This window comes from Streptomyces sp. NPDC002853 (genome assembly GCF_053591915.1).
The window spans coordinates 130,669-141,933 of the sequence record NZ_JBSFUS010000012.1 but is presented as its reverse complement, the minus strand read 5'-3'; the positions used below and the strand labels follow the sequence as shown (position 1 = coordinate 141,933).

Genomic DNA, 11,265 nt, shown 5'->3' with positions numbered 1-11,265 from the left:
ACCGTCCGGCCAACCTGGTGCCCCCCACCGGCTCTATCAGACGGCACGCAGACCACCTGCTGTCCCGCCCGGAGGATCCATGACCCCGCCCAACGCCTCTCACGAACCGTACGGCTCTCAGGCGTCGTACGGCTATGAAGGCGACCAGCCGCTGGTGCGTCCTTACGCGATGACCGGCGGCCGGACAAGGCCCCGCTACCAGCTCGCGATAGAGGCGCTGGTGAGCACGACGGCCGACCCGGCGCAGCTGATGGGGCTGCTCCCGGAGCACCAGCGCATCTGCCACCTGTGCCGCGAGGTCAAGTCGGTGGCCGAGGTTTCGGCTCTGCTCTCCATGCCGCTCGGCGTGGCCAGGATCCTCGTGGCCGACCTGGCCGAGGCCGGGCTCGTCGCCATTCACCAGCCCGGCGGCGACGAGAACGCCGGCGGCCAGCCAGACGTGACACTGCTCGAAAGGGTGCTCAGTGGACTTCGCAAGCTCTAGCAGCGGCTCAGGCCGCTCCACCACCTCCGCGAAGATCGTGGTGGCGGGCGGCTTCGGCGTGGGCAAGACCACGTTCGTCGGGGCGGTCTCTGAGATCAACCCGCTGCGCACCGAGGCCGTCATGACGTCCGCCTCCGCGGGCATCGACGACCTCACCCACACCGGGGACAAGACCACCACCACGGTGGCCATGGACTTCGGCCGCATCACCCTGGACCAGGACCTGATCCTGTACCTCTTCGGTACGCCGGGCCAGGACCGCTTCTGGTTCATGTGGGACGACCTCGTACGCGGCGCCATCGGGGCCGTCGTGCTCGTCGACACCCGCCGTCTCGCCGACTGCTTTCCGGCCGTCGACTACTTCGAGAACTCCGGGCTGCCCTTCGTCATCGCCCTCAACGGCTTCGACGGCCACCAGCCGTACACCCCCGATGAAGTGCGCGAAGCTCTCCAGATCGGTCCCAACACCCCGATCATCACCACGGACGCCCGACACCGTGCGGACGCAAAGAGTGGCCTGATCACACTGGTCGAGCATGCACTTATGGCCCGACTCAAGTAGACGAGGGCGTACGGCAGTTGCCGTAGATTCCACAGAGTGGTCTGTGTCATTTGACACGGATGACCGCTCTGTTCATAACGTTTCGACAGAGAATTCGCCGGGCGCCGCCACGCGTCGCGGTCATTCGGTGTCGCTGCGCGCACAAGAGCCCCGCCTTTTGGCGGGGCTCGCTCTTTTTGACCGTTTTATCTGAGGCTTACACCACTCGGAACTTGCCCTTCCCACTGTTTGGTAGAGGACCCCCTGACGTGCTGGAATGCGCTGAACTGCCCAGTAGCACGGGCCTTGGAGACGACAGCGGGACCGGTGTAGGTCCCGCCGCCGAGAGGTTGTTGGTCGAGTGAGGCGAAGCAAGACGAGCCCCGCACCGCCGCAGACGCGGGACACGCGGGGCAACTTCACCCCGCCGCCGCGCACAGCGGCGTCCCCCGCCGATGTGCAGGGCATGGAACCGCCGGCGCCCTCCGGCGGCAGAATGTCCCCGCGCAACTGGCGCGTGCCGACCCGCCTGAACGCGATCCTCCTCATACCCGTGCTCGTCGGCCTTGTCATGGGCGGCTTCCAGGTCAAGGGCTCGATCGACACCTGGAGCGAGGCCCAGGACGCCGAGAACACGGCCCGCCTCGTGCAGGCCTCGCTGAACTACGGCAACCGCCTCATCGAAGAGCGCGACATCTCCGCCGCCCCGCTGCTGCGCGGCGAGAAGAACGCCCCGGCCGTCGTGAAGGCCCGCAAGGCCACCGACGCGGCCGCCGACGAGTTCGACGCCGCCGCCGAGAACATGCCGCAGAAGGAAGGCCTCAAGCGCCGCCTCGACGGCTTCCACAAGGTGGAGCCGGGCCTCCAGTCCCTGCGGCAGGCCGCGTACACCTCCAAGCTCCCCGGCGCGCAGACCGAAGAGGCCTACGTCGGCATCCAGCACCCCCTGATGGAGTTCGCCAACGAGCTCGGTCTGGGCACCGGAAACATCACCAGCTACGGCCGGACCGTCTACGCCATCTCACTGACCAAGGCCGCGCTCTCCCTCGAGCGCTCCATCGGCATGCACCTGCTGGTCAAGCCGGGCCCTTCCGCGAGCAACTTCGGCAAGCAGAAGGTGGCCCTCTCCTCGTACGCCTACCTCGAGGGCATCGCCATCGAGGAGTACACGGGCGGTGGCACCCCCCAGGACGTCGCCAAGCTCGAGGCCGCCAAGAAGAAGCTGAAGGCCGACGGCGAGAAGAAGGCCAAGCAGGCCGCCGCCGCCGCGAAGGCCCAGGGCAAGACGTTCGTCCCGCCGCCGTCCGCCGAGGACATGGTCTCGGCCATCGCGACGCTGCCGAGCACGCAGCCCAGCGCCCGCGTCGAGCTCGCCGGGAAGGGCGTCACCAAGGAAGCCTGGTGGGCCACGACGTCCGCCAAGTTCGACGCGTACCGCACCATCGAGTCCGACCTCGCCGACAAGGCGGTGACCGAGGCGTCGGACATCGCGGCCGACGCCCAGCGCAACGCGTACATCACCGGCGCCATCGTCGTGATCGCCCTGCTCGCCGCCTTCATCCTGGCCGGGATGATGGCCCGCCAGATGTCCAAGGCGATGCGCCAGCTGCGCACGGCCGCCTTCGGCATCGCCGAGCAGCGGCTGCCGATGCTGGTCGACCAGCTGTCGCGCACCGACCCCGGTCGTGTCGACACCCGCGTACAGCCCATCCCGATCTCCTCCACGGACGAGATCGGCGAGGTCGCCCGCGCCTTCGACCAGGTGCACCGCGAGGCCGTCAGGCTCGCCGCCGAGCAGGCCCTGCTGCGAGGCAACATCAACGCGATCTTCACCAACCTCTCGCGCCGCAACCAGTCCCTGATCGAGGGCCAGCTGACCCTCATCACCGACCTGGAGAACAACGAGGCCGACCCGGACCAGCTGGAGAGCCTCTTCCGCCTGGACCACCTGGCGACCCGTATGCGACGCAACGGCGAGAACCTCCTGGTCCTCTCCGGCGAGGAGCCGGGCCGCCGCTGGGACCAGCCGGTCCCGCTGGTCGACGTGCTGCGCGCCGCCTCATCCGAGGTGGAACAGTACGAGCGCATCGAGCTCTCCGGTGTCCCGGAGGCCGAGATCCACGGCCTCGCCGTGACCGACCTCGTGCACCTGCTCGCCGAGCTCCTGGAGAACGCCACCACGTTCTCCTCGCCGCAGACCAAGGTCCGCGTCACCGCGACCCGTCTTCCCGACGGCCGCATCATGGTCGAGATCCACGACAAGGGCATCGGCCTCACCGCCGAGGACTTCGCGGACATCAACCACAAGCTGGCCAACCCGCCGACGGTGGACGCCGCGATCTCCCAGCGCATGGGTCTGTTCGTGGTCGGGCGTCTCTCCGACCGGCACGGCATCCGCGTCCAGCTGCGCCCCTCGGGTGAGCAGGCCGGCACGACCTCGCTCGTCATGCTCCCCGACGGGATCACACACGGTGGCGGCGGCGATCACCAGCTGCCCGAGTCCGAGTTCACGGTCTCCTCGATCATGCCGGAGCAGCAGGCCCCGGAGCAGCCCGCGTTCAACCACCAGCCGATGCGCACGGCGGCCGAACTGGGCTTCGACGACAGCCGTTACAACGGCGACGCCGTCGAACCCGCGGACCTCGACCCCGTCGGCCGTTCGCTGATGCGCGAGGAGCGGCGTGCCGCCCTGGAGGCGCAGGCGCAGTCCGGCGACGGCCGTCCGCTCTTCCGTGACGAGATATCCCCGCAGCAGCAGGGCTTCGAGCAGCAGCAGGGCGGTTACGAGCCCGCGTACGACCAGCAGGTCCCGGCGTACGACGAGTACAACCAGGGCCAGTCCGCTCAGCCGGCGTACGACGACGCGTACTACCCGGCGCGGGACGGCTACCAGGACGCCCCCTATACGGAGGCCGGTCACGACGACCACGCCGCTCGTACGGGTGCCGTCTCCGAGCCGTTCGCGGCCTACCCCGACCGCTCTCACCAGGACGACTGGCCGTCGAACGACGGATACGAGAACAACTCGGGTGCGTATCAGGCCGAGTACTCTCCGGAACCGGAATCCGGTCCGGCGACTCCCGCGAACGGCGCCGAGCGCGTAGGCTTCGAGCGTCCCGGACCGGTCCCGTCCGCAGTCCACGACACCACCGCAGCGGGTCTCCCGCGCCGCGGATCAACCGGTGCGACGGGCAACGACAGCGCGTCGGCCCCGATGGGCGACGCCTTCGGGAACACCACCGGCGACGCCTTCGGGAACAACGTCGGCAACAGCGAGAGCAACTGGCGTTCGTCGTCCAACGACGACCGCTGGCTGCGCGCCGAGTCGCTGAAGGAGCCCAAGGCGGGTGGAGTCACCCCGTCCGGTCTCCCGAAGCGGGTGCCCAAGGCCAATCTGGTCGAGGGCACGGCGGAACAGACCCCACAGGGCGGCCCTCAGGTCTCCCGCGACCCCGAGGACGTTCGGGGTCGGCTGAGCAACCTGCGCCGCGGCGTCCAGCGGGGACGCAGCGCAGGCAGTGACACCACGAATGGCCAGGACACCGGTAATCACCGCGGTGGACCTGACAGCACCTACAACCAGGAGCGTTAGTGTGAGCCCGATGAGCCAGGCGGCGCAGAACCTGAACTGGTTGATCACCAACTTCGTGGACAACACCCCTGGGGTGTCCCACACGGTGGTGGTCTCCGCCGACGGACTCCTTCTGGCGATGTCCGAAGGCTTCCCCCGCGACCGGGCCGACCAGCTCGCGGCCGTCGCATCCGGTCTGACCTCCCTCACCGCCGGGGCCTCCCGGATCTTCGAGGGCGGTTCCGTGACCCAGACCGTTGTGGAGATGGAGCGAGGATTTCTCTTCCTTATGTCCATCTCTGACGGCTCCTCGCTGGCCGTCCTCGCCCACCCGGATGCGGACATCGGTCTCATTGGGTACGAGATGGCACTTCTTGTCGACCGTGCCGGCACCGTACTCACGCCCGACCTGCGTGCGGAGCTGCAGGGGAGCCTTCTCAACTAGTAGACGTACGGTGCGTTTTCGCGTCCCGTGGCCGTAAGGTTTCGGGACGCGGCTCCAGAATGATGGTGCCCGGCACAGTCGGAGGAGGAGTACGTGGCAGGCTCAGGAACACCCCCGGACGGTTCGTCATCGGCCAACTGGTCGCCTGGTCACGGCCAGGGGCAGGGACCGCACGACGGGGCGCCCAACCGTTACAACTTCCCCTCCGCGCCCAGCCAGCACCGCAGGCCTTACCAGCAGCCGCAGCAGCCGGGCCCCCGCCAGAGCCCGTACGAGCAGCCTCACACCCCCAGGATCCAGCCAGTGCAACCACAGCGACGCGCGCCCGAGTCGGCGCCCGCTGCGAGCAACCCCCTGGTGCGCCCGTACGCCATGACGGGCGGCCGCACCAGGCCCCGGTACCAGCTCGCCATCGAGGCGCTGGTGCACACCACCGCCCAACCGCACCAGTTGCAGGGCCAGTTGCCCGAGCATCAGCGGATCTGCAATCTGTGCCGCGAGATCAAGTCAGTCGCTGAGATCTCGGCACTTCTCACCATTCCTCTCGGCGTCGCCCGGATCCTCGTAGCCGACCTGGCGGAGGCCGGACTTGTCGCCATCCATCAGCCTGGCGGCGACGAGTCCGCCGGCGGCCAGCCAGACGTGACACTGCTCGAAAGGGTGCTCAGTGGACTTCGCAAGCTCTAGCGGCGGAGCAACAGCTCGCTCCACCACCTCCGCGAAGATCGTGGTGGCGGGCGGCTTCGGCGTGGGCAAGACCACGTTCGTCGGGGCGGTCTCTGAGATCAACCCGCTGCGCACCGAGGCCGTCATGACGTCCGCCTCCGCGGGCATCGACGACCTCACCCACACCGGGGACAAGACCACCACCACGGTGGCCATGGACTTCGGCCGCATCACCCTGGACCAGGACCTGATCCTGTACCTCTTCGGTACGCCGGGCCAGGACCGCTTCTGGTTCATGTGGGACGACCTCGTACGCGGCGCCATCGGCGCGGTGGTCCTGGTCGACACGAGGAGGCTCGCCGACTGCTTCCCCGCCGTCGACTACTTCGAGAACTCCGGGCTGCCCTTCGTCATCGCCCTCAACGGCTTCGACGGCCACCAGCCGTACACGCCGGACGAGGTGCGCGAGGCGCTGCAGATCGGCCCGGACACCCCGATCATCACGACGGACGCGCGGCATCGCGCCGACGCCAAGAGCGCGCTGATCACGCTCGTTGAGCACGCGCTGATGGCGCGGCTGCGTTAGCGGTCCTTGCCCGTACGCCGCGAAGGCCCCGGTACTCCAAGGAGTACCGGGGCCTTCGTCGTATGCCGTCGGGCGGTGTGGGCTCAGCCCTGCCAGCTGTGCGGGGCGCGGAAGCCGGGCGTGCGCTCCAGGCGGCGCCAGCCGGCCTTGTCGCGGCCTCGGCGGGGCGTGGGGGCCTGCGCGGTGGCGGCGGCGCTACGGGCCAGCAGGATCGCCGTGATGGCGGCGACCTCCTCGGGCTCGGCGTGGCCCTTCTCGACGCGGATGTCGGGAGTGTTCATGTGCAGCGTTCTCCTTGTGGGCTACTGCAGGAATTACTGCGGGGGGTTGCCGTGCTTGCGCGACGGCAGGTCTGCGTGCTTGTTGCGGAGCATCGCGAGCGAGCTGATGAGCACCTCGCGGGTGGCGGCGGGGTCGATCACGTCGTCGACCAGGCCGCGCTCGGCCGCGTAGTAGGGGTGCATGAGCTCGGCCTTGTACTCCTTGACCATCTTCTGCCGCATGGCCTCGGGGTCCTCGGCCGCCGCGATCTGCCGGCGGAAGATGACGTTGGCGGCGCCCTCGGCGCCCATCACCGCGATCTCGTTGGTGGGCCAGGCGTAGGTCAGGTCGGCGCCGATGGACTGGGAGTCCATGACGATGTACGCGCCGCCGTAGGCCTTGCGCAGGATCAGCGAGATGCGCGGCACGGTGGCGTTGCAGTAGGCGTAGAGGAGCTTGGCGCCGTGCCGGATGATCCCGCCGTGCTCCTGGTCGACGCCCGGCAGGAAGCCGGGGACGTCCAGGAGGGTCACGATCGGGATGTTGAAGGCGTCGCACATCTGGACGAAGCGGGCCGCCTTCTCGGAGGCCTCGATGTCCAGGACGCCGGCCAGCGACTGCGGCTGGTTGGCGACGATGCCGACGACCTTGCCGTCCAGGCGGGCCAGGGCGCAGATGATGTTGCGCGCCCAGCGCTCGTGGACCTCCAGGAAGTCGCCGTCGTCGACGAGCTCCTCGATGACCTTGGCCATGTCGTACGGACGGTTGCCGTCGGCCGGGACCAGATCGAGCAGGACGTCCGAGCGGCGGTCCGCCGGGTCGTCCGAGTCGTGGGTGGGCGGGTTCTCGCGGTTGTTCGAGGGGAGCATCGCGATGAGGTAGCGGACCTCGGCGAGGCAGGTCTCCTCGTCGTCGTACGCGAAGTGGCAGACGCCGCTCGTCTCGGCGTGCACGTCCGCGCCGCCGAGGCCGTTCTGCGTGATCTCCTCGCCGGTCACCGCGCGGACCACGTCCGGTCCGGTGATGAACATCTGCGAGGTCTCGCGCACCATGAAGACGAAGTCGGTGAGGGCCGGGCTGTAGGCCGCTCCCCCGGCGCACGGGCCGAGCATCACCGAGATCTGCGGGATGACGCCCGATGCCTTGGTGTTGCGCTGGAAGATGCCGCCGTATCCGGCGAGCGCCGAGACGCCCTCCTGGATACGAGCGCCCGCGCCGTCGTTCAGGGAGACCAGCGGGGCACCGGCCGCGATGGCCATGTCCATGATCTTGTGGATCTTCGTGGCGTGCGCCTCGCCGAGCGCGCCGCCGAAGATGCGGAAGTCGTGGGCGTAGACGAAGACCGTGCGGCCCTCGACCGTGCCCCAGCCGGTGATGACACCGTCGGTGTACGGCTTCTTCGCCTCCAGGCCGAAACCGGTCGCCCGGTGCCGGCGCAACTGCTCGACCTCCTGGAACGACCCCGCGTCCAGAAGCAGCTCGATCCGCTCGCGTGCGGTCAGCTTGCCCTTGGCGTGCTGGGCCTTCGTCGCCTTCTCACTGGGGCCGCGCAGCGCCTCGGCACGGATCGCGTGCAGCTCGGCCACGCGGCCGCGTGCGTCGGTGGGCTCGCCTTCGGGAGAAGAAGCGGTGTCGTCCAAAACGGTCATGTAGTGACCTTACGAAGTGCACCTAGGGAAACGGACCGTCGACTCTGCACAGTCTCCGGCCCGTTTTCCTGGCACCCCCGAACAGAAGCCCTGCGCTGTGCGCGCGAAGTGACTGCTCAGGACCGTCTGCGGCTGTAGGGATTCCACAAAGGGGTGCGTGAGAGACAGCTCACAGGTCGGAGCGGGTGCGACTACTTTGCGCTGCCGACTCGCCACGTAAAGCTATAGGTTGAATGTTGAACTGAATCGCGTTAGAGTCAATCTCGTTGAACATTCAACAGATACATCCCTCGTAGCTCGCAGCTCGGGCCTCCCGCTCGTAGCTCGTCCCCAAGGAGCAGTCATGGGTCTCTTCGGCCGCAAGAACGAAACCGCCACCTCGTCCGCGACCTCCTCCGCCGCGGGCACGGCCACGGCCGTCGCCCCGGTCAACCCGGAGCTGGCCGCCCTGACCGGTGACTACGCGATCGACCCCTCGCACACGTCGATCGGCTTCGTCGCCCGCCACGCCATGGTCACGAACGTCAAGGGTTCCTTCACCGACGTCGCCGGCACGCTGCACCTGGACGGCACGGACCCGGCCCAGTCGACGGCTTCCATCGACGTACAGATGGAGAGCATCGACACCGGCAGCGCCGACCGTGACGGTCACCTGAAGAGCGCGGACTTCTTCAAGACCGACGAGTTCCCCGAGATGACCTTCCGCTCCACGAAGGCGGAGGCGCTGGGCGGCGACGACTACCGCATCACCGGTGACCTGACGATCCTCGGCACCACGAAGCAGCTCGCCATCGACCTGGAGTTCAACGGCTCGGCCACGGACCCCTTCGGGAACGAGCGGGTCGGCTTCGAGGGCAAGGCGGAGATCCTGCGCTCGGACTGGGGCCTGACGTGGAACGCGGCGCTGGAGACGGGCGGGGTGCTTGTCTCCGACAAGATCAAGCTGAGCTTCGACATCTCCGCGATTCGTTCCGGCTCCTGAGCCTTGGGCGTGTTCTGGGCCGCCGCTTCGCGACGGATGATTGCCCACCCACCCACCCGATTGCCCCGCGTCCAGGGGTGAGGGGTGGGTGGGTTCGTTTGTTTCGTCTGCGGCTCGGGGTGGGTGAGCTGCTCGTGCCGCGTGCGACTTGGGGTGGGGCGGTTCGTTTCTGTGGTGTGCGCAGCGGCCCTGCTGCCGTTCTGCGTTACGGCCACGTCGGGTTGCGGCCCAAGTAGCGCAGCAGCGCTGCCGCTTCGCCCTCGGTCTCGCTGTTCTGGTTCGGCTCCAGCGGTGGTGCGAAGGCGAAGGCGCGGAGTGGTTCCACGATGTGGTGGGCCACGTCCAGCAGTGTGCGGGCCAACTCGTCGTTGAGCGGGGAAGGTTGGCCGGTGGCCACCGCCATGTCCCAGGCGTGGACCGCCGCGTCCAGTGCGCAGGCGCCGACCCCGAGGGTGGCCGTCATGGTGCCGGGCGGAAGCGGTACCGGTACCTCCTGGGTCCCCTCGTCGACCGCCGCCCAGGCTTCGGCGGCCGCCGCGAGCGCCGGTTCGAGCAGGGCCTCGGGGGAATCCGTCAGCTTGCCGGAGGGCGCGAACGGGTTCTCGGCCGGGCCGGGACCTCCGGTGAGGGCCGAGGCGTAGCCCAGCTGGTCTCCCGCGGCGTGCTGCAGGACTTGGGTGACGTTCCACTCCGCGCAGGGCGTCGGGCGGTCCCAGTCCCCTTCCGGTACGCCCTGAACGGCCGCGCGGAGTGCCGCGTGCGCGGCGTCGAGGATGGCCCAGTTGGTGTTCGTCGTGCCGTGCTCGCTCACGTCGACCTCTTCCGTCTGTGGAATGCGCCAACCGGCCGGACAGGTCCCACCTTGCCCTGAAGGGCGGTCCAGCTTCCAGCGTCGCGCACGTGACCACACAGCAGTTCGGGCCTCTGGCACCATGACCGCATGGACCCGGACCAGAGCGGGGCATCGACTGGATGCCGCACCGCCGGCCCGGATCGTCCGGCCGACGTCCGGGCCGGCGTACTCCGTCCGCTGGGCCTGCACCCGGCCCAGCCCATGTCCCGCGTGGTCGGCCCCTCGCCGCCGGGCTGGTGGCACGCGGCGGCGGAACGACGGCGCGGGCGGTAGAACCCTAGGGATGCACGGAGTCCGTGTGCGCCAGGATCGCCTTCGCGAGCGGGCCCTGGACCGCCGGGGGCAGCGCGTGGCCCATGCCCGCGATCTCCACCACGTGGGCGCTGCCGCCGCCGATGACCTGTGCCAGGTGGTGCGGATGCGGGGGCGGGAACACCGGCTCGGCGGGGGCGGACACGACGAGTGTGGGGACCTTCGTGGCGGCCAGTTCGTCGGTGCGGAGCATGTGGGAGTCGTCGGCCCGGGCATGGGCCGTGGAGGCCACGTGGGTGCCTGCGTGCTCGATGATCCGGCGCTCGAGGTCGCGGAAGTACGCGTCGTCCACGTCGAGTTGGCGACCGTTCAGGACGCGCCAGTGCTCCACCCTGCGGTCGAGCTCGGCCTCGACGCCCGTGTCCTCCACCGGGCGGGACCACATCTCGAGGACTTCCGGGGCGATGCCGGGGAGTTCGCCGACGGGGACCGTGGTTCCGTCCGGTGCCACGTACGGGGTCTCGCTGAGCGCACACGTGCCGATGAGCGTGGCGCTGAGGACGCGCTCGGGGTGATCGGCGAGGACCAGCTGGGTCAGCATGCCGCCGAGGGACATACCCACCAGGTGCGCGCGCTCCACTCCCCAGCCGTCCAGGACGGCCACCGCGTCCCGCGCCAAGTCGGTTATGGGGTAGGGGTGTTCGTCGAAGGTGGAGGTGGAGCGCCCGGTGTCGCGGTGGTCGTAACGGATGACCTGATGCCGGTCGGCGAGCGCGTCGACCAGGGCGTCGGGCCAGCCGAGGCCCGAGGCCTGGGCGCCCATGATCAGGAGCAGCGCGGGGGCGTCGGGCGCGCCACGCCGCTCCGCCCACAGGCGGATGCCGGGGGCCGCTTCGACGTACTGCTGCTGTGGCCGCATGGGGTGACCTTCCGTGGCTACGGGGAGCTTCATTAAGACGATACGTATCGTCTCGC

Annotated in this window: 11 protein-coding genes; 7 read left to right on the top strand and 4 right to left on the bottom strand. The window is 69.0% G+C overall.

Annotated elements, in window-relative coordinates:
• Positions 1 to 79 precede the first annotated feature (79 nt).
• From ACWD02_RS31215 to ACWD02_RS31190, 6 genes are all read left to right on the top strand, one after another.
• Entirely contained in the window at positions 80 to 484 is a 405-nt protein-coding gene (locus ACWD02_RS31215) for a DUF742 domain-containing protein (protein ID WP_363212493.1), read from the top strand.
• A complete protein-coding gene (locus tag ACWD02_RS31210) occupies positions 465 to 1,046 on the top strand; it encodes a GTP-binding protein (protein ID WP_451216336.1) in 582 nt (193 codons plus the stop codon). The genes ACWD02_RS31215 and ACWD02_RS31210 overlap by 20 nt, the downstream gene beginning before the upstream one ends.
• 340 nt (positions 1,047 to 1,386) lie before the next feature.
• A complete protein-coding gene (locus tag ACWD02_RS31205) occupies positions 1,387 to 4,617 on the top strand; it encodes a nitrate- and nitrite sensing domain-containing protein (protein ID WP_451216333.1) in 3,231 nt (1,076 codons plus the stop codon).
• A gap of 10 nt (positions 4,618 to 4,627) precedes the next feature.
• A complete protein-coding gene (locus ACWD02_RS31200; protein WP_135330751.1) occupies positions 4,628 to 5,041 on the top strand; it encodes a roadblock/LC7 domain-containing protein in 414 nt (137 codons plus the stop codon).
• A 93-nt stretch (positions 5,042 to 5,134) separates the two neighbouring features.
• Positions 5,135 to 5,728: a DUF742 domain-containing protein gene (locus ACWD02_RS31195; RefSeq protein ID WP_363212490.1), complete on the top strand. Its 594-nt coding sequence runs from the start codon at positions 5,135 to 5,137 to the stop codon at positions 5,726 to 5,728.
• Complete coding sequence (locus ACWD02_RS31190; protein WP_030361923.1) at positions 5,709 to 6,293, top strand: GTP-binding protein; 585 nt, start codon at positions 5,709 to 5,711, stop codon at positions 6,291 to 6,293. Before ACWD02_RS31195 ends, ACWD02_RS31190 begins: the two co-directional genes overlap by 20 nt.
• An 83-nt stretch (positions 6,294 to 6,376) precedes the next feature.
• Here the strand turns inward: ACWD02_RS31190 and ACWD02_RS31185 are convergent, their stop codons facing one another.
• Both ACWD02_RS31185 and ACWD02_RS31180 read right to left on the bottom strand, forming a co-directional pair.
• Positions 6,377 to 6,574, bottom strand: coding sequence for an acyl-CoA carboxylase subunit epsilon (locus tag ACWD02_RS31185; RefSeq protein WP_451216329.1), 198 nt, complete (start codon positions 6,572 to 6,574; stop codon positions 6,377 to 6,379).
• 33 nt (positions 6,575 to 6,607) lie between these two features.
• The gene (locus tag ACWD02_RS31180) at positions 6,608 to 8,203 is read right to left on the bottom strand and encodes an acyl-CoA carboxylase subunit beta (RefSeq protein ID WP_451216326.1); all 1,596 of its coding nucleotides are present in this window, start codon (positions 8,201 to 8,203) and stop codon (positions 6,608 to 6,610) included.
• Between the two features lie 343 nt (positions 8,204 to 8,546).
• Here ACWD02_RS31180 and ACWD02_RS31175 point away from each other — a divergent pair, with 343 nt between their 5' ends.
• A complete protein-coding gene (locus ACWD02_RS31175; RefSeq protein ID WP_451216323.1) occupies positions 8,547 to 9,185 on the top strand; it encodes a YceI family protein in 639 nt (212 codons plus the stop codon).
• 205 nt (positions 9,186 to 9,390) lie between these two features.
• Here the strand turns inward: ACWD02_RS31175 and ACWD02_RS31170 are convergent, their stop codons facing one another.
• Both ACWD02_RS31170 and ACWD02_RS31165 read right to left on the bottom strand, forming a co-directional pair.
• The gene (locus ACWD02_RS31170; RefSeq protein ID WP_451216320.1) at positions 9,391 to 9,996 is read right to left on the bottom strand and encodes a TIGR03086 family metal-binding protein; all 606 of its coding nucleotides are present in this window, start codon (positions 9,994 to 9,996) and stop codon (positions 9,391 to 9,393) included.
• A 319-nt stretch (positions 9,997 to 10,315) separates the two neighbouring features.
• Positions 10,316 to 11,209, bottom strand: coding sequence for an alpha/beta fold hydrolase (locus ACWD02_RS31165; protein ID WP_451216317.1), 894 nt, complete (start codon positions 11,207 to 11,209; stop codon positions 10,316 to 10,318).
• Between the last annotated feature and the right edge of the window lie 56 nt (positions 11,210 to 11,265).

Bases quoted from the DNA above. Each gene is read 5' to 3' on its own strand.
- ACWD02_RS31175 (WP_451216323.1), top strand. From the start codon at position 8,547: ATGGGTCTCTTCGGCCGCAAGAACGAAACCGCCACCTCGTCCGCGACC.
- ACWD02_RS31200 (WP_135330751.1), top strand. From the start codon at position 4,628: ATGAGCCAGGCGGCGCAGAACCTGAACTGGTTGATCACCAACTTCGTG.
- ACWD02_RS31165 (WP_451216317.1), bottom strand. From the start codon at position 11,209: ATGCGGCCACAGCAGCAGTACGTCGAAGCGGCCCCCGGCATCCGCCTG.
- ACWD02_RS31180 (WP_451216326.1), bottom strand. From the start codon at position 8,203: ATGACCGTTTTGGACGACACCGCTTCTTCTCCCGAAGGCGAGCCCACC.
- ACWD02_RS31215 (WP_363212493.1), top strand. From the start codon at position 80: ATGACCCCGCCCAACGCCTCTCACGAACCGTACGGCTCTCAGGCGTCG.
- ACWD02_RS31185 (WP_451216329.1), bottom strand. From the start codon at position 6,574: ATGAACACTCCCGACATCCGCGTCGAGAAGGGCCACGCCGAGCCCGAG.